The 24,036-nt window shown below is 33.7% G+C and carries 28 protein-coding genes; 13 read left to right on the top strand and 15 right to left on the bottom strand.

The features are described from left to right. Positions 1–61: 61 nt before the first annotated feature. From QLQ96_RS15370 to QLQ96_RS15355, 4 genes are all read right to left on the bottom strand, one after another. Positions 62–817 (bottom strand): LytR/AlgR family response regulator transcription factor, encoded by a 756-nt coding sequence (locus QLQ96_RS15370; RefSeq protein ID WP_482491499.1) that lies wholly within the window; start codon positions 815–817, stop codon positions 62–64. Between the two features lie 5 nt (positions 818–822). Beyond that, positions 823–1,917, bottom strand: a complete 1,095-nt coding sequence (locus QLQ96_RS15365; protein ID WP_482491497.1) for a sensor histidine kinase — start codon at positions 1,915–1,917, stop codon at positions 823–825. 39 nt (positions 1,918–1,956) lie between these two features. After that, positions 1,957–3,003 carry a beta-ketoacyl-ACP synthase III gene (locus QLQ96_RS15360; protein ID WP_482491495.1) on the bottom strand — a complete coding sequence of 349 codons (1,047 nt, stop codon included), beginning with the start codon at positions 3,001–3,003 and terminating at the stop codon, positions 1,957–1,959. A 588-nt stretch (positions 3,004–3,591) separates the two neighbouring features. Next, the gene (locus QLQ96_RS15355) at positions 3,592–4,425 is read right to left on the bottom strand and encodes a universal stress protein (protein WP_482491494.1); all 834 of its coding nucleotides are present in this window, start codon (positions 4,423–4,425) and stop codon (positions 3,592–3,594) included. Between the two features lie 216 nt (positions 4,426–4,641). Here QLQ96_RS15355 and QLQ96_RS15350 point away from each other — a divergent pair, with 216 nt between their 5' ends. From QLQ96_RS15350 to QLQ96_RS15320, 7 genes are all read left to right on the top strand, one after another. After that, positions 4,642–5,226, top strand: coding sequence for a Crp/Fnr family transcriptional regulator (locus tag QLQ96_RS15350; RefSeq protein ID WP_482491493.1), 585 nt, complete (start codon positions 4,642–4,644; stop codon positions 5,224–5,226). An 85-nt stretch (positions 5,227–5,311) separates the two neighbouring features. Beyond that, a complete protein-coding gene (locus tag QLQ96_RS15345) occupies positions 5,312–5,845 on the top strand; it encodes a YceI family protein (RefSeq protein ID WP_482491491.1) in 534 nt (177 codons plus the stop codon). Positions 5,846–5,857: 12 nt separating this feature from the next. Further along, positions 5,858–6,076: a tautomerase family protein gene (locus QLQ96_RS15340; protein ID WP_482491489.1), complete on the top strand. Its 219-nt coding sequence runs from the start codon at positions 5,858–5,860 to the stop codon at positions 6,074–6,076. Positions 6,077–6,091: 15 nt separating this feature from the next. Continuing rightward, positions 6,092–6,829: an SDR family NAD(P)-dependent oxidoreductase gene (locus tag QLQ96_RS15335; RefSeq protein WP_482491487.1), complete on the top strand. Its 738-nt coding sequence runs from the start codon at positions 6,092–6,094 to the stop codon at positions 6,827–6,829. A 20-nt stretch (positions 6,830–6,849) separates the two neighbouring features. Further along, entirely contained in the window at positions 6,850–7,224 is a 375-nt protein-coding gene (locus tag QLQ96_RS15330) for a nuclear transport factor 2 family protein (protein WP_482491486.1), read from the top strand. 5 nt (positions 7,225–7,229) lie between these two features. Continuing rightward, positions 7,230–8,297 carry an NAD(P)H-dependent flavin oxidoreductase gene (locus tag QLQ96_RS15325; protein ID WP_482491485.1) on the top strand — a complete coding sequence of 356 codons (1,068 nt, stop codon included), beginning with the start codon at positions 7,230–7,232 and terminating at the stop codon, positions 8,295–8,297. Between the two features lie 379 nt (positions 8,298–8,676). Then, positions 8,677–9,072 carry a DoxX family protein gene (locus QLQ96_RS15320; protein WP_482491483.1) on the top strand — a complete coding sequence of 132 codons (396 nt, stop codon included), beginning with the start codon at positions 8,677–8,679 and terminating at the stop codon, positions 9,070–9,072. Positions 9,073–9,291: 219 nt separating this feature from the next. Here QLQ96_RS15320 and QLQ96_RS15315 read toward each other — a convergent pair whose 3' ends face one another. The 7 genes from QLQ96_RS15315 to QLQ96_RS15285 form a co-directional block, all read right to left on the bottom strand. Then, positions 9,292–10,059: a LytR/AlgR family response regulator transcription factor gene (locus QLQ96_RS15315; protein WP_482491482.1), complete on the bottom strand. Its 768-nt coding sequence runs from the start codon at positions 10,057–10,059 to the stop codon at positions 9,292–9,294. Next, complete coding sequence (locus QLQ96_RS15310; protein ID WP_482491480.1) at positions 10,040–11,056, bottom strand: sensor histidine kinase; 1,017 nt, start codon at positions 11,054–11,056, stop codon at positions 10,040–10,042. Before QLQ96_RS15310 ends, QLQ96_RS15315 begins: the two co-directional genes overlap by 20 nt. Positions 11,057–11,347: 291 nt before the next feature. Then, positions 11,348–12,082, bottom strand: coding sequence for a DUF1223 domain-containing protein (locus QLQ96_RS15305; protein ID WP_482491479.1), 735 nt, complete (start codon positions 12,080–12,082; stop codon positions 11,348–11,350). Between the two features lie 118 nt (positions 12,083–12,200). Beyond that, on the bottom strand, positions 12,201–12,611 hold the full coding sequence (locus tag QLQ96_RS15300) for an organic hydroperoxide resistance protein (RefSeq protein ID WP_482491478.1): 411 nt from the start codon (positions 12,609–12,611) through the stop codon (positions 12,201–12,203). A 68-nt stretch (positions 12,612–12,679) separates the two neighbouring features. Next, positions 12,680–13,699 (bottom strand): alpha/beta fold hydrolase, encoded by a 1,020-nt coding sequence (locus QLQ96_RS15295; RefSeq protein WP_482491477.1) that lies wholly within the window; start codon positions 13,697–13,699, stop codon positions 12,680–12,682. 175 nt (positions 13,700–13,874) lie between these two features. Next, positions 13,875–14,288, bottom strand: a complete 414-nt coding sequence (locus tag QLQ96_RS15290) for a cupin domain-containing protein (RefSeq protein ID WP_482491475.1) — start codon at positions 14,286–14,288, stop codon at positions 13,875–13,877. Between the two features lie 152 nt (positions 14,289–14,440). Further along, entirely contained in the window at positions 14,441–15,748 is a 1,308-nt protein-coding gene (locus tag QLQ96_RS15285) for an epoxide hydrolase family protein (RefSeq protein ID WP_482491474.1), read from the bottom strand. A gap of 467 nt (positions 15,749–16,215) precedes the next feature. Here QLQ96_RS15285 and QLQ96_RS15280 point away from each other — a divergent pair, with 467 nt between their 5' ends. Next, complete coding sequence (locus QLQ96_RS15280; protein WP_482491472.1) at positions 16,216–16,446, top strand: hypothetical protein; 231 nt, start codon at positions 16,216–16,218, stop codon at positions 16,444–16,446. Positions 16,447–16,712: 266 nt separating this feature from the next. Here QLQ96_RS15280 and QLQ96_RS15275 read toward each other — a convergent pair whose 3' ends face one another. Continuing rightward, the gene (locus QLQ96_RS15275; protein ID WP_482491470.1) at positions 16,713–17,579 is read right to left on the bottom strand and encodes a hypothetical protein; all 867 of its coding nucleotides are present in this window, start codon (positions 17,577–17,579) and stop codon (positions 16,713–16,715) included. 767 nt (positions 17,580–18,346) lie between these two features. On the opposite strand from QLQ96_RS15275, the gene QLQ96_RS15270 reads away from it, so the two are divergent. Genes QLQ96_RS15270 through QLQ96_RS15260 form a run of 3 tightly spaced genes read left to right on the top strand, consistent with a single transcriptional unit; the run spans position 18,347 to position 19,950 of the window. Further along, a complete protein-coding gene (locus QLQ96_RS15270) occupies positions 18,347–18,715 on the top strand; it encodes a helix-turn-helix domain-containing protein (RefSeq protein WP_482491468.1) in 369 nt (122 codons plus the stop codon). Next, entirely contained in the window at positions 18,699–19,580 is an 882-nt protein-coding gene (locus tag QLQ96_RS15265; protein WP_482491466.1) for an ImmA/IrrE family metallo-endopeptidase, read from the top strand. The genes QLQ96_RS15270 and QLQ96_RS15265 overlap by 17 nt, the downstream gene beginning before the upstream one ends. 43 nt (positions 19,581–19,623) lie before the next feature. Further along, a complete protein-coding gene (locus QLQ96_RS15260; RefSeq protein WP_482491464.1) occupies positions 19,624–19,950 on the top strand; it encodes a hypothetical protein in 327 nt (108 codons plus the stop codon). A gap of 59 nt (positions 19,951–20,009) precedes the next feature. Here QLQ96_RS15260 and QLQ96_RS15255 read toward each other — a convergent pair whose 3' ends face one another. Beyond that, positions 20,010–20,150 (bottom strand): hypothetical protein, encoded by a 141-nt coding sequence (locus QLQ96_RS15255; RefSeq protein WP_308854771.1) that lies wholly within the window; start codon positions 20,148–20,150, stop codon positions 20,010–20,012. A 304-nt stretch (positions 20,151–20,454) separates the two neighbouring features. On the opposite strand from QLQ96_RS15255, the gene QLQ96_RS15250 reads away from it, so the two are divergent. After that, positions 20,455–20,874: an OsmC family protein gene (locus QLQ96_RS15250; RefSeq protein ID WP_482491463.1), complete on the top strand. Its 420-nt coding sequence runs from the start codon at positions 20,455–20,457 to the stop codon at positions 20,872–20,874. 40 nt (positions 20,875–20,914) lie between these two features. Continuing rightward, a complete protein-coding gene (locus QLQ96_RS15245; RefSeq protein ID WP_482491462.1) occupies positions 20,915–21,703 on the top strand; it encodes an alpha/beta hydrolase in 789 nt (262 codons plus the stop codon). 214 nt (positions 21,704–21,917) lie between these two features. Here QLQ96_RS15245 and QLQ96_RS15240 read toward each other — a convergent pair whose 3' ends face one another. Together QLQ96_RS15240 and QLQ96_RS15235 are read right to left on the bottom strand one after the other, a co-directional pair. Continuing rightward, on the bottom strand, positions 21,918–22,886 hold the full coding sequence (locus QLQ96_RS15240) for a LysR substrate-binding domain-containing protein (RefSeq protein ID WP_482491461.1): 969 nt from the start codon (positions 22,884–22,886) through the stop codon (positions 21,918–21,920). 384 nt (positions 22,887–23,270) lie between these two features. Beyond that, positions 23,271–24,014: an SDR family oxidoreductase gene (locus QLQ96_RS15235; protein WP_482491460.1), complete on the bottom strand. Its 744-nt coding sequence runs from the start codon at positions 24,012–24,014 to the stop codon at positions 23,271–23,273. Positions 24,015–24,036: the final 22 nt, after the last annotated feature.

The raw sequence follows: 24,036 nt of genomic DNA, 5'->3' as shown, positions 1-24,036 counted from the left end.
GACTTTACGACAAGAAAAAAAACTTAGAATCTTAGCATCTCAGAACCTTAGCAACTTAAATCTATCGATCCATCCACTGCTTAAAGAAAGGTGTTTTTTCCCTGCTTATGATCACCTCGCGTTCAGGATCTAGCTTTAGTTGGATTTTTAATTTTGCGTTGAAGTAATTTGCAATAGATTTGATGCTTTCTGCACGAATGAAAAACTGGCGATTAGCACGGAAAAAAAGATTCGGATCTAATTCCTGTTCCAGTTCTTCCATAGTTTGCGGAATGGAAATAATTACACCAGATTTAAGAAATAAATTGCTGGTTTTAAATTCAGAATATATAAAGTCGATATCTGAAACGTCTACGCTTTTATAGCCGTCACGGTACGTCACTAAAAAGCGCATTCTGAAAACTGGTTTTTCAATCAGTTCTTTTAGAATTCCTGCGATATTGGTTACGCTGGATTCGTTTTTATTTAGGGATTTGAATTTTGTTAAGGCAAATTCCAACTCATTTTTTTGAATTGGTTTCATCAAATAATCGATGCTGTTTACCTTAAAAGCACGAATGGCATATTCGTCATAAGCCGTGGTAAAAATTACTGGACAATTGATTTCGATTTCATCAAAAATAGCAAAACTTAGTCCGTCAGCTAAGCGGATATCCATTGTAATCAAATCTGGACATGGATTTGATTTTAGCCACGCGACTGTATCGACAACCGTATCAATAATGCCTAAAATTTCGCAATTGGATTCTAGCTCTTCCAACAGTCTTTTTAGCCTGCTGGCGTTAATACTTTCATCTTCTACAATTAAAATTTTCATAACTCTTAAATTAATGGCAGACGTACCTCGTAATAACCGTTTGATTCGCTAAAAGTTGGCATTTTTTCAGATAAAATTTTATAGCGGAATTCAATGTTTTTATTTCCAATTCCAGTTGAAACAAAGCTTTTTCCTGCAGTTCGCTGCAAATTATTTCGAACAACAATATCTCCAGAATCAGAGAAAACAGTAATCGTCAGCGGATTGGCTAAAGTTGCCATATTATGTTTTACAGCATTTTCTACCAATAACTGCAATGTTAAAGGCGGTAAATGAAGTGCCAGCGAAGTAGCATCAACCTCGATTTTCAAATCGATTTTTTCGCCCAATCTTTTCTTCAACAAATAAAAATAAGCATTAAGGAATTCGATTTCTTCTTTTACTGTAATCGTATCTTTATTTGAATTGGAGATCATATAACGATATACTCTCGTTATATTTTCTAAGAACGAAGCCGCTTCTTTCTGATCGTCATAAATCAACTCTGTCAAGGTGCTGAAATTATTAAATACAAAATGCGGATCTAACTGCATTTTAAGAGACTCCAATTTCGAACGTGTAACCGCTTCTTGAAGTTCTGAGGCTTTTATCTTTAATTCGGCAGTTTCTATAGCATTTAGACGCCATCTGTTCAAAAGAAATATTCCCGTATGAATGGCGCTTATGAAAAGCGAAATAATCGCCGCCATAATTTTAGACTGCCAAATGGTAACTAAATCATTTTCTTGCAAAGCCGTACATGGGTATAAATAATCCCAAAGGCAGGAGAAAAAATAGTTTAAAAGTATATTTCCTGCAATAAGACAAATAAATTGTGCTATCGCTCTAAATGCTGGATTTTGCTCCCAGCTTATGTAGTAATTTAATTTTCGTCCAACAAACAGAGTCAGTTCTGTAAGGATGGCACAATAAAGCAAAATAATGAAGATATCGAAGGTTTGATCTAAATCGAGCAAACCTTCCTCTTCAAAATTTCGGTACGGATTTAGAAAATAATAGGATGAAAGATAGACCAAAAAAACGGCTGGAATTACTATAATCCTGTAGTATTTATAGAAAAAATTCTTGCCTGTTTTTTTATTTTGGTTCTTTCTACCCATTTATTCCCTCAACTGTAAAAATTGAAAAATCCTATCTTATTAGTGTTCAACAAGAACACCTTCTTCTTTGTTGTCTGCATTTATAATAGCAACTGGATTTTTCTCACGCATAACGCCCCATTTCAAGCACGTTGCACCCCAAGAAAATCCTGCTCCAAAAGTAGTGATCAATACATTTTGTCCTTCTTTAAAATCGTCTTTGAAATCCCATAAACACAACGGAACTGTTGCTGATGTTGTATTTCCGTAACGATCAATATTCACTTTAACTTTATTTGAATCAATATTTAAGCTTTCGCCCACAGCATTAATAATTCTCAAATTAGCTTGATGTGGCACAACCCAGTCAATTTGAGTTGCTTCTAAATCATTTTTCACCAAAGCATCTTGCGAAACTTGGCTCATTGCTGCAACGGCTCTTTTAAATACAAAAGCTCCGTCTTGTTTTAGATAATGTGTTCTATGTAAAAGACTCTGCATAGAAGTTGGATTTCTAGAACCTCCAGCTGGTACAGCTAGAGAAGAAACACCGCTTCCGTCAGTTTTTAGAATCGTTTTCATTAAACCGTATTCAGATTCTGATTTTTCTAACAAAACTGCTCCTGCTCCATCTCCGAAAAGAATACAAGTATTACGGTCTTCATAATCTACGATAGAGCTCATTTTATCTGCTCCAACGATGATTAATTTATTATAACGTCCGCTTTCAATCATGTTTGCACCCATTTCCAACGCATATAAAAATCCGCTGCATGCTGCATTCATATCAATACCAAAAGCATTTGTAAGTCCGCTTTTATCGCAGACAATACTGGCTGTTGGTGCTAAAATGTGATCTGGAGTTGCTGTTGCTACAAGCAAAGCCTCAATCTCATTTCGATCTACATTATAATTTTCGAAGAGATTTTCAATCGCTGCTGCGGCAAGGTCAGATGTTGCTGTGTCGTCGTCTGCGATTCTACGTTCTCTAATTCCAGTTCTTTTGATGATCCATTCCTCCGATGTATCAACTGTTTCTGAAATCTTTTTATTGGTCAGAATTGATGATGGTACGAAACCACCTATAGCTGTAATTACTGCGCTCATTGTTTTTTGTTTTTTTAAGCTTTGTACCCTTAGAACCCAATGCTTACTACTTTTTCTTTCCTTTTACAGTCGTTTACAACCGATGCAGGAAACAATAATTGTATTCCTTAAAAGCCGTTTAAATCTGATAACAATAGCTTTTCTGAGAAATATTATTTTAAAATCTGAACAAGCTAAAAACATTATACAAAATCCAATTAAAATAAATTAAAATCTACACCTAGGGTTTTCTCGGTAGTACTTGGTGTAAAATCTTTAATTTATTTTAATTTTAAAATTATACAATGCTGTTTCAGTTTGTAAATAATTCCCAATTACAGCTATTGTCATACTGATAAAAAACCTATTTGCATTTAAGTTTTTAGAGTGCCACAAAATTAATTTAAAAAAATATGAAACAAGCAGACAATTAAGAATAATTAACAAAACTATCTGAATTGTTAAGATATAATTTTGAAATTCGACATCAAGCACTAAAAATTATAAAATCCCTAAAATCAAAAAAAATCTGTTAAAATTTCTTTTGATAAAATTTCTTCAAAAAAAGCTTGCGTTTTTTATGTCATTATTTTTAAATCAAATTAATCTTTAATAATTCGGAAAAGACAATAATGGGATATCAAGTCCGGTTGCTAGAATTCTAGTTTTGCTTCTGTGAACCAAAGAATCCCAAAAACCGTATTTTTGAGGCACCATAATCAGCAAATCAGCTTCATAATTATTAATTTCTTTTTTAATTTCGTTAATAACAGCATTCGATCTTACGGTTTTATATAGATATTTTACGTCTTCAAATTCTTTTTCGATATTCGAATTCATTAAAATTCTGTGCTGTTCTTCTTTCAAATCATCTAATTTTTCGTCTACACTAAAAAACTCGATTTCAGCTCCAAAATCACCCAAAGCATTTTTAATCCAGCTGAATTTCTTTATAGCCGAAAAACTCAAACTATCACAAGCGTATAATACTTTTTTAATGTTTAAGAAACGAGCATTTTCAGGAACAGCCAGAACTGGAATATGTAAATTCTTAATTGCGGTTGTGGTCGAATTCCCTAATAATTCCTGCTCAAAAGAACGTTCTGCCATTCCCATTACTACAACATCAGCATTTGTTGCTGCAATAATTTTCGGAAGTTCATCTTCCAAAAAAGAATAGGTACAAATAGCTGCTGTTTCAATTGCAAACGAATCTCCTATTTCTTTAGCCAAATTTTCTAGTCTAGAAATTGCTTTTTCAATCTGTTTCTGCATGGCATCTGCAGTTATATGCGAGTTTGCACTGTGCACACTCAACGAAAATGAATTAAATAAAACCAATTTTGCGCCCGTAGCTTTTGCAAGTCCAGCTGCATAATTAACAGCATTAGTGGCGATGGCAGAAAAATTTGTTGCGGCGATTATAGTAAGAGGTGAATTCATAAATATATAATTAAGCTTTCTAGCAAAATTGCTTAAATAAAAGCTTCAACCTTTTTTTATATAACCGAATGATCATTTTTAACGACTCAACCGTAAAATTTCATTACTGAAAAAACAGGCTTTCCTTTTTTGTTTCTTACTTTAAAAACGATAAAAAAATAATCGGCTCCGACCCTTTTAATATTTATTACTTTTACTGATATTAAAATTGCTGCGATGGATGCCAAAAATCTTTTAAAAGAACATGTTTCAAAAATTGTTTCCTTAACTGACGAACAGTTTGATTATTTCTTTTCGCATTTTAAAGCAGAAACTTTTAAGAAAGGGCAAACTGTTATTAGTGAAGGTCAAGAAGTTGACAAAGAGTATTTTGTTATTTCGGGCTGTTTGAAATCCTTTTATGTTAATGATGAAGTCAAAATGTATATTCTGCAGTTTGCGATGCCGACTTGGTGGGCTTCTGATTATGCGGCGCTTTACAATCAAACCAAAGCTACTATTAATGTAGATTGTATATCGGATGTTGAAATTCTTTCGCTTTCCAATCAGGATCGAGAAAAAATCTGCAGCGAAATACATGAAGTCGAACATTTTTTTAGATGGAGAACCAATCGCGGTTATGTCGCTTCTCAGAAAAGACTGCTTTCTTTTATGAATAATGACACGAAAACGAGATACGAAGAATTGCTTTCCCTATATCCTGCTTTATACAATACTGTTCCAAAACATTTGATCGCTGCTTATCTTGGTGTTTCCAGAGAAACTTTAAGCCGATTGTACAACGCTTCCAAACCGCATTGACGAATGTGATCTACATCACGTAATCAATTTTGAATGTCGCCATTACTTTGTACTATAAATTAATAACAATTTAAAATACAGAATAATGGAAACTAAAAATTTTAAAATTTCGAATACTGAAAGTCAAGTAAACTGGATTGGGAAAAAAGTTACTGGACAACACAATGGAACAATTAATATCGAAGAAGGTAATTTTACTTTTTCTAATGACGAACTTACTGGCGGAAATGTCGTTATCGACACTACTTCTATCGTAATTCTTGACGTTACCGATCCCGCTACAAATCAACAATTTGCAGGACATTTGGCTTCTGATGATTTCTTTTCTATAGACAAATTCAAAACTGCTTCTTTAGACATTAAAGCTGTTTCTAAACAATCTTCTTCAGATTATTTCATCGAAGGAAATCTTACTATCAAAGGCATTACACATCCAATTGGTTTTAATTTAGAAGTAAAAAGAAACGAAAGCGACTTAAAAGCTTCAGGCAAAATCATCATTGACCGCACCAAATATGATATGAAATTCCGTTCTGGAAATTTCTTCACCAATCTTGGAGACACTTTGATTTACAACGAATTTGAATTGGATGTAAATCTAACAGCAAAACTTGCTTAATTCCTAGAAATCATGCCATACGTAAAAATTGAAGTAACTCGTGAAGGCGTTACAAGAGAACAAAAACAGCAACTCATATCTGGAATTACGCAATTAATTACAGATGTTTTAGACAAAGATCCTAGCCTTACACACATCGTAATTCAGGAAATAGACTTAGACGATTGGGGATTTGCAGGCGAACAAGTTTCGGTATTGCGCGAAAGAGGCATTACAGCTCAAAAGAAATAATTTAAAATTAGAAAAATGAAAACAATTATAGTAACCGGTGCCTCAACAGGCATCGGTAAATCGATAGCTCAATTATTTTTAGAAAAAGGCTACAATGTAGTCATCAATTCTGCTAATTTGCAGAACCTTGAAAACACTTTTAAAGAATTAGGTCATCATAGCCAATTAGCGATGATACAAGGTGATGTAAGCCTTGCGGCAACAGGAAAAAAATTAGTTCAAACTGCTTTAGAACGTTTTGGAAGTGTCGATGTATTGATCAACAATGCTGGAATTTTTCAGCCGCAATCTTTTTTAGATGTTGAAGAAAAAGACTTGGATCGTTTTTTAAACATTAATTTAAAAGGAACTTATTTTACAAGCCAAGCTGCTGTACGACAAATGCTGAAACAAGGCGAAGGATCAATCATTAATATAGGAACTGTTCTGGTAGATCACGCCATCGACGGATTTCCTGCTACTGCTCCAATTTCAAGCAAAGGCGGTGTTCATGCTTTTACGAGACAGCTTGCCGCTGAATTCGGAAAAAACAATATTCGCGTAAATGCGATTGCTCCAGGGATTATCAGAAGTCCGCTTCAAGCTAAAACAGGTGTAGATAATGCGGATAGTTTAGCAGGATTGCACTTATTGAAACGAATTGGAGAAACTAGCGACGTAGCGCAATTGGCTCTTTATTTGGCTGAAAGTAATTTTGTAACGGGCGAAATCATTAATTTAGATGGCGGTCACGTTGCTGGACACAGCATTTGATAACTTCAAAACTTTAAATCATGGAAAATTTTGCTACAAACGCGGCTTTAATTACAGCTGTGCTTATGAATTATTTTAACGGAATTTATAACGGTGATGTCCCTTTATTGCAAAGTGTTTTTCATCCGCAAGCGATTATTGGTTTTGATCTTAATGGGGAAACTCATTTTAAAACTGTAAATCAATATTTGGAAGGCGTAAAAAACCGCAAAAGTCCGCAGGAATTGGGAGAAGAATTCAAAATGAAAATCCTATCTTTAGAGATTATCAATAATACCGCTGTCGCGAAAGTGCAAGTTCCGATATTCGAGTATGATTATTATGACCTTTTAAGCCTTATCATGGTTGATGGCAAATGGGTTATAAGCAATAAATTAGCAACTAAAGTAAATTAAATACAATGTGGAATTCAACCAAAATAACACAATTACTAGGTATTGAGTATCCAATTTTACAAGGTCCGATGGGTGGTGGTTTTTCAACTGCCGCTCTATTGGCTTCTGTAAGCAATGCAGGCGGATTGGGCAGTTACGGCGCTTATACCCTTACTCCAGAAGAAATTCGAGAAGCTGGAAAAGAAATCAAACTCGCTACTTCTAAACCTTATAATATTAATTTATGGGTTAATGATGTTGACAAAAGTCTTCTAAACTATCCTCCAGAAAAACTGGAAAAGATCAAACAGAATTTTAAACCTTATTTCGATGAATTAGGAATTCCGCTTCCGGATTTATCTTCGAATATTCCTTCTAAATTTGAAAAACAAGTTGAAGTTTTATTTGAACTTAAACCTGCCGTTTTTAGTTTTATTTTCGGAATTCCGTCAAAAGAAATCCTTCAAGAAAGCCGAAAACTCGGAATAAAAACCATTGGCGCTGCCACGACATTAGAAGAAGCGCTTGCTCTAGAAGATTCCGAAGTCGATGCCATTATCGCAGCAGGATTTGAAGCTGGCGGACACAGACCTTCTTTTTTGAAACCAGCGCAAGATTCTTTTACAGGATTATTCACTCTTGTACAGCAATTAAAAGCGAAAACCAAAACGCCAATTATTGCCGCAGGCGGAATTATAGATGCAAAAGGAATCGCTGCGGCCTTGACCTTAGGCGCTGATGCTGTACAATTGGGAACGGCTTTTATGGTTACAGATGAATCTGGCGCTGCTCCTGTTCATAAAGAAATGCTTTTTAAGAATCCGAATGTTCCAACCACAGTTTCAAAATCGCTTACAGGAAGAATGGGCAGAATGATCAGCAATAAAATCTCTGACGCTGTTCCTTTTGAAACTGAAGTACTTCCTTTTCCTCTTCAAACCAAATTAATAGCACCTTTAAAAGTCGCCGCACTCGCTCAAGGAAGAACCGATATGATTAGTTTTTGGTCGGGACAAAACACAAGCAATTTAAAACACCATAAAGCGGGAGAATTAATGCAGGCTTTAATTTCTGAAACAGCTGCGTTGCTGTAGTTTTTAACCGCAAAGCATGCTAAGTTTAATTAAATTGTTTCAAGTTTCAAGTTGAAATACTTGTGTGTTTAACCGCAAAGCACGCTAAGTTTTTTTTCTATAGATTGCGTTTTAAGTTCGCAAAGCTTTGCGAACTTAAAATAACTTAATTTGATCTCAAAAAAAACTTAGCGTACTTTGCGAAAACCCTTTGCGTGCTTTGCGGTTAAAAACACAAACGCATTTCACAACTCACAATTCACAATTCACAATTCACAATTCACAACTCACAGACTGTCCAGTTCACCCTGAAGTTTGTCCGTTTCAACATATTTTCGATTTTGATTTTAAGGCTTTCGACGCACATTTGTACCGTTAAATAACTTTAAATATCAAAATCATGAACTCAAAAACAACAAAAATTATCTATTGGACAGGCGCAGTATTAACTTCTTTATGGTTTGGCGCAAGCGGTTTCTTCGAATTGACAAAGAATCCATTGGTTTGGGGAATCACACAACAATTGGGATATCCAGCGCATTTTATTTATATCCTTGGCGTTTTTAAATTAGCCGGTGTCATTACGCTTTTAATTCCGAACAAATTGTTACGATTGAAAGAATGGGTTTTCGCAGGAATATTTTTCGACATCATCTTTGCTTTCTTTTCAAAAATCGCTGTCTTAGGTTTTGGCGCTGCAACAGATGCCATAATCGCCTTTGTAATGGTAAGTGTAACGTATGCAATGTATAGAAAATTATATATAGCAACTTATACTCCATCAGAAATCAATTAAAAACAAAATTACATCAAAATAAAAATGCCTAATACTTGAATATTAGGCATTTTATTATTTTCTACTTAATCTTTCTTAATAAAAAAATGTCATGAAAAAGATCATTTTAATTCTCTGTTTTATACTTTCAGCTTTGTTTTTTATAAGCTGTTTTATGTTTCCTGGATTGTAAAATTGAGCCAATTAATTTATCTTAGAAAAACAATAAATTAATTGGTTTTATCTGTTTTCTAACCAGCTTAAAAATGCAGTTGCTTTTTCTTTTCCAACCAATAATTTATCTTCTGTCGGAACGCTTAATTTCACGATTATCTTACGTGAAAAATAATGCTCTGCCTCTCGTATTGCTGCAAAATTAACCAAATATTGTCGGTTCACTCTAAAGAACTGAATTGGCGATAAAAGCTTGTAAATTTCATCTAAAGACTGCGTTAACGGATATTCGTTTTTATCTAAAGTCATAATGGTAGGCGTTTCGTTTTTGATGAAAAAAAACGCAATATTCTCCGTTAAAACCGTTTGATATTTATTGTTTTTGAAAACCAAAAAACTGCTTTTCCCTTTATTTTCACCATTTCTCGTTAATAAAAGTTCGAAATCTGGCATTGCTTTTTTATTTCTCTGAAAGAAGTTTTTCAATTCTCCCGCTTTCTTTAAAGCTTGCGAAATACTGTCTCTTGAAAATGGTTTTAGAACATAATCAATTCCATTTGATTTGAAAGCTTCGATTGCATAATCGTCAAAAGCAGTACAGAAAATTACAGGCGACACCACCTCAACATTTTTAAAAATCTCGAAACATTGGCCGTCTGCAAGCTGAATATCCATAAAAATAAGATCGGGCTGATCGTTTTCCATAAGATAATCAACCGCTCCGTCAATGCTTTGTATATAAGACAAAATCTGAACATCGGGTCTGATGCTCAGAATAAGCTGGCCAAGTGCTTTGGCCGTTTTTACTTCATCTTCAATTATTATGATATTCATAATTCAGTGGTATTTTTACTTTAAAAGTGTTTTCGTCTTTATCAATTTCAATTTCTTTGTGAATCAGGTGCATAAAACGCTGGTTGATATTATCCAAACCAACACCTGTAGACACCGCGCCTCTTTTGAGTTGAATTTTATTTTCAATTACTAAAAACTCATTTTCGGTGTAGAGTTTAATAATCAAAGGTTTGTCTAAAGAAACGACATTGTGCTTGATGCAGTTTTCAATCAATAATTGCAAGCTAAAAGGCGGAATTGCACAATCGTATTGTTTGGGATCAATTTTATTTTCTAAAACAAATCCGTCTTCAAAACGCGCTTTCAGCAAATAAACATAGGAGTCTAAAATCTGAAGTTCTTCGCTCAGCGGAATCAAATCCATTTTTCGGCTTTCTAATGTAAATCGGTAAAAATCAGATAATTTCAATATAAAATCGGAACTCTGCGGATCTTGAATATCGACCATTGATTTTAAGGTATTCAAACTATTAAAAAGAAAATGCGGATTAACCTGCTGTTTTAGCAATTCGTATTGAGCGCCAAGATTTACTGCTTTTGTTCGCTCAAGTTCTACTCCCATTTGCTGAGTCTGATAGTTTTGAAAAAGCAAATGCAAAAACATATAAACGATAAGGTTAATCAAAACACCACGAAGTTCGAACATAATCGGTGCGTCCATTTTGGATACCTGAAAGAGCTCTTGATGCGCAATTACCAGAACCACCATCAGCAGAATCCCCATTACAACACTCAACAAAAGTTTCCAGTTAAAAAGACTTTTATTTACGCGGTGCGAAGAAAATTTAGGTAAACTATAAATATTGTAATGCCATATAAAAAGGGAGAACAAAAGTGTAATTGAAGAATTTATAATAAGATCACCAGGCGTAGAATCGGCATCAAATAATTTAGGTATCGAAGCCATAATCGCCAGCGCGATAGAACTTCCCCAAATGACTTTTTGAGAAACCTGAAAGCGTTTAACTTTTTCCATAATTAAGGTTTATTTTTTGATCTTGCTCTGTCAAAGATAGGTTTATTTTGAAAAATTAAATTAGATTTTGCTCTCGCAGATTTTGCATATTGAGCAGATTTTTTATTTAAAAACAGAAACGTTACGCGTATATTTTGTCATTTCGACGAAGGAGAAATCACACTCGTAACTCTACAAAGATTGAAAATTCGTTTTGTGAGTTTCTAGTGTGATTTCTCCTTCGTCGAAATGACAAATAGTACGGAATATTTCTTTAAATTCCGATCGATATCGGGAGCGTGAAACAAAAACTTAAGCACGTTTTACTCCAAGAATAGCGCCTGATTTCATATCCTGCACAAATCCAACCACTTCAAAATCTTGTGGATTAAAATTCTTAGGCAGAGTAATTGTTGAACTTCCTTTTGCTGTTTTTAAATCAATGGTCTGCAAACGCTGTACGATTTGAAAATGCGATAAAACTCGGTGTGCGTTCTCTCCTCTTTTCACATTGCTTTTTGCCGATTTTTGAACCACTGCAACTAGTAAATGACTGTTTTTAAAAGCGCCGATAATACTGTAATTCAGAGTCAATTTATCATTTTGCTGTTTTGTTTCTAAAGACAAATCGACCGCAGAAGGTTTAGAAAGTGCCGATTTTATTCCGTTTCTTAAACTGGTTTCCTGAGAACCGATATAATCTGATTTTCCGTTAATGATTACTTGCGGAGTGTAGATTGGCTCTTTTCCAAAAAATTGCGCATAATCGTATTGTCTTTGTGTATAATTGGCATTGCTAAAAATGTCTTTCCACCCTTGTTTGTCCCAATAATCCACGTGATAAGCCAGTACGTAAACATTTTTGTCTTGATATTCATTTTGAATCTTCCCAAGCAATTCATCTGCCGGCGGACAGCTCGAACAGCCTTCGGAAGTATATAATTCTAAAAGTGCAAAACCTTTTTTATCTGAGTTCTGACTGAAACTAATGTTTCCTGTTAATAAAAACAGTAACATTAAAAAACCTATAATTTTTATCTTTTCCATGATTTCTATTTTATGTCCTGCAAGGTTTTGAAAACCTTGTAGGTATGCTTTTTAGTATTCTCAAAATTAAGCTAAACCTACAAGGTTTTAAAAACCTTGCAGGTTAACTGAACTAGTATTAAAGAATATTAATTTCAACGTAAATATTTCCTTTAGTTGCTTTAGAATATGGACAAGTCTGGTGCGCTTGAGCCGCCAAAACTTCTGCAGTTTCAGTGTCCAATCCTGGAAGGCTGATGTTTAATCTCGCTTGAAGCGAATATTCTCCTTCCGTTACACATAAATCAACCTCAGCATCTACTGCAGTTTCAGCAGGAAGTTTAATTCCTTGTTTTGAAGCCGCGATTCCTAAAGCTCCGATAAAACAAGCCGACCATCCTGCAGCAAACAACTGCTCTGGATTTGTTCCCGGACGTGAAGATCCCGGTGCGCTTAATTTGATATTCAATTGTTCGTCTGAACTTTGAGAAGCTCCTTCTCTACCGCCTGTTGTATGTGTTTTTCCTGTGTATAAAACTTTTGTTTCCATGTTTTTTCTTTGTAAAATGTTATTTGTAAAAAGTGAAATGTTTGTTCTTATTTGTTTGATATTGATATTTATTTCAAATTAGCTACATCAATTATGGCTTGCGCAAATGCTTTCGGATCTTCTTGCGGAACGTCGTGTCCGATTCCTTTTAAAATTCTGTGCTCGTATTTTCCTGTGAACTTACTTGCATACGCTTTTCCATCCGCGAAAGCGCCGTCAAAATCACTTCCTATTGTAATGGTTGGAATTTTAATTTCTGGTTTTGATGCCAAACGTTTTTCTAAAGCATCATATTTAGATTCTCCTGCTTCTAGCGATTGTCTCCATCTGTAATTGTGAATTACAATTGCTACGTGATCTGGATTGTCAAAAGATTGAGCGGTTTGATCGTAAGTTGCTTTGTCGAAATTCCATAGTGGAGAAGCGATTTTCCAGATTAGTTTATTGAAATCGTAAGTGTTTTGTGTGTAACCTTGTTTTCCTCTTTCGGTTGCGAAATAATATTGGTACCACCATCCTAATTCAGCTGTTGGAGGAAGCGGTTTTAAATTAGCTTCTAAATTCACTACCAAATAACCGCTTACCGAAACCAATCCTTTTACGCGTTCTGGCCAAAGTGCTGAAACTACAACTGCTGTTCTAGCTCCCCAATCGAAACCGCCAATTACGGCTTTGTCTATTTTTAACGCATCCATAAAAGCGATAATATCACTTGCTAAAGCTGCTTGCTGACCGTTTCTGAAAGTATCTTTAGAAAGAAAGGTAGTTGTCCCGAATCCTCTTAAATAAGGTGTAAAAACGTGATATCCTTTTGCTACTAAAATCGGAACGACTTCGTTGTAACTATGAATATCGTAAGGCCAACCGTGAAGTAAGATTACTGGTGTTCCGTTTGCAGGTCCAGCTTCTGTGTAACCTACGTTTAATAAACCTGCTTTGATTTGCTTTAAAGTTCCAAGGGAACTGCTTACTTCGATTACTTTTTGCGTTGAAGTTTGTGCTTGAGTTAAATTTGCATTCATAAAAAAGATTGCAATTAAAACTATTTTCGTTGTGATGCTGTTTGTAATTTTTAAGATCGTTTTCATAATTATTAGTTTTTTATTATTTGATTATCAGTTAATTTCTTCGTCAAAGGTATTTTGACAATGCTTGTTTTAAAAGTTGAAAATAGGTGAAGTGAACAAAGTCGGGGTTGAAATGGACAATACTTAATTATGAATTATGAATGTCCAACTTGAAACCTGAAACTTTAAACAAATACTACTTCTTCAACGTCAAGATTGGTTTTCCTTTTTCTACAATATAAGTTGCTAGTTCTGCTGCGTTAGTATTGGTATTATTTTTAGCGGAATGCACTACGCCTGCAGGAATAAAAAGTACTTCTCCTGCTTTTAGAATTACAGGTTTTTCGCCTTCTATTTGATATTCTAAAGTGCCTTCTACAACATAAATCACTTCTTCTCCTGGGTGAAAGTGGTTTCCAAATGCTGAATGTGCTGCAAAATCGATTCTCGCTTGAACCATTTCTTTTCCTGGAGTACTTAGATCGTGTCTTTGCAAATCGGTGCGTTTTACTCCTGTCTGAGCCGAAAGCTGATTCGGAACTAAAAAGGCAATGATTCCTAAAATAATAATTGCGATTACAACCCATGTTTTTTGTTTTTTCGTTTCCATGATTTTTTCTGTTTTTAGTTTGGATATTTTTTAATTATTTCACGCAGATTTTAAAAGATTTAAGCTGATCTAGCTGATTTTTTCTAAAATTAAATCTGCTTTAATCTGGAAAACCTGCGTGAAATATTTTTCTATATTTTAGATACTTTAAATTATTTTTTACTTCTTAATCCTCTAAAAGCGTCTCGAAGTTCAACAGTGAAAATTTGTGGTTCTTCCCATGAAGCGAAGTGTCCGCCTTTGTTTACTTCATTATAATAAGACAAGTTTTTGTATGCTTTTTCAGCCCAGCTTTTTGGTGCCTGATAAATCTCTCCAGGAAATACTGTAATCGCTACTGGAATTTTAATATCAGCCGTTTTTTGTTCGAAAGCATTAAAATTGTTATTGTTATTTTCCCAATACAATTGAGCCGAAGAATTAGCTGTATTCGTTAGCCAATACAATGAAATATCGTCTAGCATTTCGTCTTTTGTAAGTGATTTTTCGGCATTTCCTCCGCTGTAGGTCCATTCGTTGAATTTATCCAAGAAAAAGGAAGCCAATCCAACAGGAGAATCTGTCAATCCGTAGCCTAAAGTCTGCGGACGTGTTACCATCATTCCGGCATAACCACCGCCTTTTGTATATAATTTGTTTAGTGAATTAAAAGCAGCTTTTTCCTTAACCGATAATCCTTGAGGAGCTGGATCACCATCTTTTAAAGCTTTTGCAACATCAGCAGGAACAGTCGCAGGCATATTCACGTGAATTCCTAACAAACCATCTGGAGCTTGGCGCGCCATGGCATCTGCAATTACAGAACCCCAATCGCCGCCTTGCGAAACATAATTTTTATACCCTAAACGTTTCATTAAAACATCCCAAGCATTTCCAATTTTCTCTGGTCCCCAGCCTGTTCCTTTTGGTTTTTCAGAAAAACCGTAACCAGGCATAGACGGAATAACCAAATCGAAAGCATCTTCTGCTTTTCCGCCATATGAAGTCGGATCTGTAAGCGGTCCAACGACTTTTAAAAGTTCAAAAACGGAACCTGGCCAACCGTGAGTAATAATCAAAGGCATTGCATTTTTATGTTTCGATTTTACATGTACAAACTGAATATCCAGTCCGTCGATGTTGGTTACAAACTGAGGCAGCGCGTTTAATTTGTCTTCGGCTTTATGCCAATCATAATCTGTTCCCCAATATTTTACCAAACCCTGAATCTGATTCAGTTTTACACCTTGCGATTGATCGTTAACCGTTTCCTGATCTGGCCATCTTGTCGCATTGATGCGATTGCGAAGATCTGTAATCGCATCCTGCGAAACGCTTATATGATAAGGACGAATTAAACTCGCATCGTTCTTAGTTTGTTTGTCTTTGTTTTGAGCAAAAGAAGCTGATGCCAACAGCATAAAAGTTCCCGCTGCAATTGTTTGTATAAAAGAAGGTGTGTTTCTCTGAAGTGTTTTCATTTTTTTGATTTTTAAATTAGTGTTATTCGTTAATTTCTTTGTCAAAAGTATTTCGATAACCCTTCTTGCGAAATCAGAAAATAGTTGAAATGGACAGATTAAAGGCTGAAATGGACAGGACTTGAAGTTGTAGTATTTATTGAGGAGCTAATTCCTGCTATCCGCTATATCTTTTCCTTGCTAAAGAAGCAAGAAAAAGGATGCCGCTCCTATCAGGGCTAGGGTTCTTGTTTTTATAAGGAGAATTTTGGAAATCATTCTCTATAAAAACGTATTATTTTTCTTATTTATTAAAGTCGCGCTTTTTTTAATATATTTGCGATTCCTAAAAATTAAGAATTATGATCACAGAAAAAAAGTTTGCCCGTATGGTATGGTGGCGGTATTGGAAACAATCGCAACGCGTTCTTAACTGCGTAGGACACCTGTAGCTATACGGGTTTTATATTTCCCTAAAAGTTAAGATTATGAGTACCAAAACCCTTTCAAAAGAAGCCGAAATCAAGCTGATGAATTTCTTCAACGACAGAATCGACCCAATCGATATGGCAAAAGCCCTAAGACAGGTAAATTTTACCCTCGCACTAAACGTTATGAGCGAACAAGAAAACATCAACCAAGAAACCAAATTAAGAGACAGTTTCTATTGGCTCAATGAACTAGCCGAAACTTTAAATCCGTATTTGGATGTAGAATAAGGTTTCTTTTTTGAAAAAATTAAAACCCTTGATCTTCTCTCAAAAGACCAAGGGTTTTTAATTTTTTATGCAGAGTATATCTTTTACAATAAACTTATGCTTCATGTAATATTTTACATAAAAATACCCCAAAATTATAATTCAATTTTGAGGTATTGCAATATGAAAGATTATCTATTAAGCATTTATTAATTAGCTTCTCTAAATTTACTTTCTATTATCTCAATTAAATCATCATCAGTTAAGACTGAAATTAATTTTCGGTTTTATGCTAATGCATTTACCAAATCTAAATTATCTGTTTCTAATAATATTTTCTGAGAAATTTTCTTCTTATTTAAACCTAAACTCTTAAAATATTCATCAAATTCATTTCTTTTTAGATTTGAATCAATATCACCATCTTTACCTCGAACTTCTAATTTATAATCTAATGAAGATTTAAAAAAATTATTAAACCCATATCGCACAAAAGAGTCAAAAGTTCCCGATATTCCTGCATAAGTTGACACAATATCCTTTGGAACGAATATTATAGGTTTATTATCATAAACTGGTAAATCAAAAAAAGATGCGCCCCAAGTTAAATTACCTGAATCAAAAACTTTACTGACTGCTTGAGAATACATCTGAATACCATGTACTTTACATTGCTGTTGAGTAAATAATATTAATTGCTTTTTAACGATACTCGTAACAATGTCAGATATCCTATCTGGACCAATTTTTTCTATGCCAAAATAAAGACAATCAATTTCTAAATTTCCTTTTAAAAAGATTTTTTTCAAAAATTGCAAATTATTGAAAATCTCTTTTTTTAATTCATTGCCTACTGAATTGCCTTTGGGTTTGTCTTTTGACATTCCTAAATGTGTAGCGTTAGTTTCATGAAGGCCTAATAATAATTTCTCCAAATCCTTATCATTACTATTTGCCAAATGATTAAACATATTTCTCATAAAAATATTTAAATCATTCTGCATTAATTTATAGAATTTAGAATTTCCTAGAATAATTTTATTATAATCTAAGAATAATGAATTGTCTACACCTAAGTAAACATTTACAAATTCAACACTATGTTGAGTAAAACCGCGTTGGTCAAGACCGAAATTTTTTATGATATCTATCATTTCTGTTCTTTTTTTAAGTTAAAGTATAGGGTTTCTTCGTCCTCAATCCCTGCAATACATGACAACTCAAATTTTAACACTTTTCTTTACTCAAAATTGAATTTGATTTATATCTTTGCACCCGGATCAGAGTTACAAAAAACAAATCTCATATATTTCATATCCCTTTAGGTGACTAACCTTTTGGTTGACAAACGGAATTATAATTTGTCTTTTTTTTAAAGTCTATAATTTTAATTTTAAGCGATACTTCTGTATCATTTTTAATTTAATTACTTGCGATATCTACTAATTAGTTACACATAACTAATACTCTTCAATATTTTGCATTAAACAAAAAGAAACAACAAATAGTTTCTTGATTATTAAATCACAAAATATTCTACGCAAAAAGAAATTAACTACAAATTAATTTCAACTTTTTTCATTAATTAATCGTATATTAAGTTGCCTCAATAGCACAAGACAGTTAAAAAAGAAAAAAACTTTTTCTGGAAATCAAGCAACTCAACTAATTAAAATTGCTTTATAAATTAAATTTTCAAACTATAGCGCATCGGGGTAGACGCTTTTTTTCCTAATCACACCAGCAAAATCCTTACTCAACAAGCAGGAATGTAATCTTTTTATCCTGATTATAACATTAATACAGAGCAAAGATAAAGAATCTAAATTTACTTAGCAAGCTTTTCGATATAATTTTCTTAAAAAAATTAACAAAGGTTTTGATATATTTAGATTATAGATTATATTTGATAAAAAAACGTATGGAAACTCTAGGAAAAACATTGAAGAGTACAAGAGAAAATGTTTCCTTAACTCTTCGCGAGGTTGAAAATGCAACTGGGATATCTAATGCTTATTTAAGTCAATTAGAAAATGACAAAATAAAAAAACCTTCTGCTAATATACTTTACAAATTAGCTTCGGTTTACAAAATCAATCTTGATATTTTATTAACCGCTTCTGGAATAATTGAAAAAAAAGACAATATATTAGAAGTAAATGACGATAAAAGTTTTTTAGAAAAAGAAATTGCTTTTTATAAAGACAAGCTTTCTTTAGAAGAAGAAAAAGAAATTATTGAGTTTATTAAATTTATCAAATTTAAAAATAAGAATGCATCTACAATCTAAAAAAGACATAGATAATATTTCTTATGACATTTTAAAACAATCAAAATCATTGGATGTGTTTCCTACTCCAATTGATAAGATTGTTCAACATTCAGAGCTTGTTATAGCTAGCGGAATAGACTTAAAGTCATTAGAAAAAAAATACAAAAGTTTTTTCTTCTCAGAAGTACTAAAATCTGGCTTATCAAAAATCAGAGGCTTTTTGGATCGTTCCGAAAAATTAATCTATTTAGATTTGGAGCAAAATATAAATAGACAAGGCTTTGTAAAACTTCATGAAACAGGCCATAGTGTTTTACCTTGGCAAAAAAAAACATTAGAATTTTTAGATGATGATGAAACATTAGATCCAGACACTGATGAAGAATTTGAAGCTGAAGCAAATTATTTTGCTTCGGTTACTTTATTTCAAAATGATCGATTCGATTATGAAATTAAAAAATACGAATTAGGATTACCATCAATATTACAAATAGCAAAGCATTTCGGAGCATCAGGACATGCTACATTTAGAAGATATGTTGAATGTTCCAAACAAAGGTGCGCACTACTAGTTCTTAAAAATCTCTCTCCTAAAGGAGCGGTTGCAAATGCTGAATTTAGAAATGCTTTTCATTCAGAGTCTTTTTTAAATAATTTTGGTTCTATTGAATGGCCTGAGAATTTTGGCTTTACATGGAATTTCATAAAAGACCACTGCTTTCTCAATAAAAAATGGAACACGAATGGGACTATTAGTTTAAAAACATTAACGGGAAATGTAGATTTTACATATCATTATTTTGATAATACATACAATGCATTTGTTTTGATTTTTCCTAAAGGCGAAAATAAAGCTACTAAAAACAAAATCATAATTAACTAAAACAAATTCACTCTGCCATTAAACATAATGCATTTATTAAAGTATGATACCAACTAAAGAAGAATTAGCAGGAACATGGATTAGTAAAGATTTCCCTCTCTATCATTATGAAGATGAATTAGAGTTTACATTCCATTTTGGAAAATATGCAACATTATATTATTCAAAAAAAGAAGATAGAACAATCACAGAAGGTATTTTTGAAATCGAAGAAATGGAAAAAGAAAATTTCAACATTATAATTGACGGAAGAATTATTGGTAGTCCAAAAACTATTTTAAACGCAAAATTATATATTCAACAAGACCCAAAATGTTTTGTTATGATAGTACCTGATAATGGTGCAAGATATTTTGAAAAATTAATTTAATATAATTTTTAAAGAGACAATTTAAAACTGTCTCTTTTTTTTCTTTAAATCAAAACTTATCAATCCTTTGGCTTGTGATCATGCTCCTTTAAAGGCGGATAATCTTTCTTTTTGTCAGGCGTAACACGTCTTCTTTCATCTAATGTTCCATCTTCCTTTTTTGGTTTTGGACCAGGCTTGATTGCTTCAATTGTTTCCATTAATGTGTTTTTTAAATTAAACATTTATAAATAGATTAGAGATTTAACCAACTAATCTTAAACAAATAACATTAATAAATTCAAGACTGAATTATGGAAAACCATAACTACAGGTTAAAATTATTTCCCTGTACAATTCATCCTAAATTTATCCCACAGGTATCCCAATCAATAATTATAAATAAATTTTATAACTACAAAAAATTATTAATTTGATTAATAACCACCTTCCCTATACCTTTGTCTCATCAAAAATCAAAGAAATGATTTGATCATCTTAAAAATAACTTTAAAAATAGAAATCATGAAATTTACAAGAAGAGCAAACGCAAACTGGAAAGGTACAGGAATGGAAGGAAAAGGAACCATTAGTACACAAAGTACAACTTTAGACAATGCCCAATTATCATTCAAAACTCGTTTTGAGCAAGGTGTTGGAACTAATCCTGAAGAATTAATCGCAGCGGCACATTCTGGCTGTTTTACAATGCAATTAAGCTTTTTATTGTCTGAAGCTGGTTTCGTTCCAGAAGATTTAGACACAACGGCTAAAGTAACTTTTGAAGACGGAACCATTACTTTAATTCAATTAGAACTTACCGGAAAAGTTCCTGGAATTTCTGAAGAAGAATTTCAGCAAACCGCTCAAAAAGCAAAAGAAATTTGTCCAATTTCTAAGTTATTAAATACTGAAATCGCATTATCAGTATCATTAATTTCTTAATTTTAATCAATTAAAAATCAGCACATTAAAAATACACAACATGAAAACAAATTATTTAAAACAAAAATTGAATCGCTCTTTAGCATTCGCAGCATTGATCTTTAGCTTCTTATTGGCAACAGTAAACGTAAACGCACAAAAAGCAGCAGCTCCACAAATTAAAAATGTCGTATTGGTTCACGGTGCATTTGCAGATGGTTCGGGATGGCAAGGTTTATACAAGGTTTTGACTAAAAAAGGCTATAATGTAACAATCGTTCAAAATCCGTTGAGTTCTTTGGAAGATGATGTGAATGCTACAAACTTGGCTTTAGACAAACAAGACGGACCAACAATTTTAGTTGGACATTCTTGGGGCGGAACTGTAATTACTGAAGCTGGAAATCACCCGAAAGTAGCGGCTTTGGTTTACGTAGCAGCTTTACAGCCTGATAATGGAGAAAATTCTGTTCAATGGTTGCAAACTGCGCCTCCAGCTCCAGAAAACGGTGTATTGCCTCCAGATGAAAAAGGAATTGCTTATTATGACAAAGCTAAATTCCACGCTGGTTTTGCAGGCGATTTGAGCAAAGAACAAGCCGATTTTATGTATGCTTCACAAGGTGCTTTTCATGCGCAAGGTTTTTTAACACCAATTACTAAAGCCGCTTGGAAAACTAAACCTTCTTACGGAATCGTAGCAACTGAAGATAAAAGTATTGTGCCGAGTATTCAGCACGCAATGTACAAACGTTCTAACACAAAAATTACTGAAATTAAAGGTAGTCATGTGGTGTTTATTTCTCAGCCAGAGAAAGTAGCGAATGTGATTGTTGAAGCGTCAAAATAATTATAAATTGTGAATTATTAATTATAAATTACCCCCCTTTTGTCATTTCGACGAAGGAGAAATCTCCACGAGAACTCTGCAAAGATTGGCGACATTATACGGAACTACTTGCGTGTCCTTCGACTTCGCTCAGGAAGACAAAACTGGGAAATATTCCAAATAAAAAATTCCAAATCCCAAGCTACACAGCAATTGGAATTTGGAATTTTTATTTCTAACTATACTTACTAATCGCTTTAATAAAATAAGGCGAATCGTTCCAGCGGATTTTTCTATAATTGAAATCTTTTTTGAGTGATTCGGGAAGGGAGTTCCAGATCGCTTCGTTCATTTTCTCCAATAATAATTTCTTGGAAAAGGAATCGGAAACTACTAGACTTATTTCTCTCACGGGAACGGGTTCTTTGAAAGGTTTAAAAAGTGCGCCAGATTCGTTTATGGTCGAAAGTTTCGGAATAATTGCAAATCCTAAATGGGCGCGAACTAGATTTTTTAAGGTTTCTATCGAATTGATATCGTAGGTAAATTGTTCCTTTATTTTATCGGATGTTTTTAGTCCGCAGATGTCTAGCAATTGTGCGTTGTAGCAATATTCATGATGCAACAATAACAATTCGGTTTTGTCGCCAGGCTGCATTTCGTAAAATTCGTCATTCGCCATAGGATGCGTCTGATTTAAATAAGCCACAAACGGTTCTTTAAAAATAACATGTTCGATTAAATTCGGGTTTCCGGTTGGTGTCGCCATAATAGCAACGTCAATGGCACCCGTTTCTAAATCGCGCATCAAATGTCCAGTATAACCTTCTTTAATAATAAAATGTACTTTTGGCGCTGCTTCTTTCATTGCTTGAATAAACAGCGGAATGAGGTAAGGCGATAAAGTAGAAATAATGCCAAGCTTCAACTCCCCTTCCAGCAGATTTTTTTCGTTGATGACAAAATCACGAATTTCATCGACTTCGCGAAGAATCTTTTTGGCTTTATTAATAATTTCGATTCCTAAAACGGTTGGCGTCAACGGCACTTTATTTCGATCAAAAATCTTAATTCCGATTTCTTCTTCTAGATTTTTTAACTGAATGGTAAGTCCGGGCTGCGTTACCATGCAAACTTCGGCGGCTCTCGCAAAATGGCGTTCTTCGTCTAGAGCGACAATATATTTTAACTGCTGAATAGTCATCTTTTATAATTTCTAAGATGCTAAGGTACTAAGTTGCAGAGTTTATTTTTAGTTTCTAATGAAAACTTTGTCAAGGTTCTCAAAACCTAAATTATTTAGAATCAAAATAATTATCATCTTTTTCACAAAAAATAAAAACCAAAGCATCCAACTTATCGTACATATTTTTAGAACAACAGAACGGAACGGCGTAAATGCAGATGGAGTAGTTTTTGGAGCATATTGTGTTTATCGTTCCTAAATGATGTTTTTTCAAAACAAACTTATTTGAAATCAAAAAAGCGATCTTAAACGGATCGCTTTTGTTTTAAGTATTCAATAAGAAATTAGAATTTTTCGCAAACAGAAAAACTCAGTAACTTAGCATCTTAGCAACTCAGTAACTTAAGCCAAAACCATTCCGCCATCCATAATAAAATCAGCTCCTGTAATAAATGCTGAAGCCTCACTACTTAGATGTGATACCATTTTAGCAACATCTTCTGCTCTACCCATTTGTTTTAGCGGTACTTTTTCTACTACAACATCCATAATTCCTTTTACAGTTGTTTCGTCTAGGCCTACTTTTTTCATAACCTCGGTTTCTGTTGGCCCTGGGCTCACAGAATTCACTCTGATTTTTCTTGGCGCTAATTCGAGTGCAGCCGATTTCATTATAGAATTCAAAGCCGTTTTACTCGCCGAATAAACCGAAGATCCTGGGCCTGGCATACTCGCCGTATTAGAAGAAAGAAATACTACCGAAGCGCCATCTTTCAAAATAGAAGTAAATTTGCCTAAAGTAAAAAAAGCGCCTTTTAAATTCACATTCATAATACTGTCATACAATTCTTCTGAGGTTTGTCCAATCGTTCCCAAACCTGCAATTCCTGCATTGATAAACAAAATATCAACCGAACCGAAATCAGCTTTTACTTGAGCAGCCAATTTCTCAATATCCGAAACACTCGACTGATCTGCTGTGATTGCGGTAACCCCCAATTCCAGAGCTGCTTTTTCTATTGCTTCTTTTCTTCTTCCTGTAATAATCACATTTGCACCCTGCTCTTTTAATTGTTTGGCTGTTGCATATCCTATTCCGCTGTTTCCTCCTGTTATAACGGCTGTTTTATTTTTTAGATTTTCCATTTTTTTATTATTTAAAAATTAT

The organism is Flavobacterium sp. B167r (assembly GCF_056824315.1).
The sequence above is the reverse complement of the archived record's forward strand: the minus strand, read 5'-3'. Positions and strand labels throughout refer to the sequence as shown.